Source organism: Marinomonas sp. HM11-D (assembly GCF_057626615.1).
In genome coordinates, this window is the sequence record NZ_JBMMKT010000040.1 from 1 (window position 1) to 439 (window position 439).

Here is a 439-nt window from a genome sequence, read left to right on the forward strand (position 1 = left end):
CGCGCAAACCCGTGCCGATGCGCGAGATGCGAGTCTTGATCGAGAGGCTTTAGCGGATAAAGCAAAGTCACTTAGGAAACAGATTACTGGGTCAACTTATTACCAAAATAAAGCCAAACATGATGCGGAAGTGCCTGACACGAACGATCCGGCTCTTTTAGAGCGAGCTAAGCAAGCCACAGCATTTACCAATGGCAACGGGACTAATCCTTTTGTAAGGCTTGCCTCAGACCAGCTGACGTTGATTATTTATGATGAAAGCGGCTCGTTTACGACCAATGAGAGACGAGCAGCGCGTTTAGAATGGAACGATCAACGTTATGCTCGGGAAGTCGCTATTTCTAATGAAATCATGAGGCAATGGGAGCAAAAGAATGGTGATATTAGCGAAGCACTAGAAGGTATTATGGAGCATTACAATAATGTTCCTCCCATTGAA

General features: G+C 45.6%; 1 pseudogene. It reads left to right on the top strand.

The features are described from left to right. A pseudogene (locus ACOSVP_RS18585) lies at positions 1 to 439 on the top strand (hypothetical protein); the annotation flags it as partial.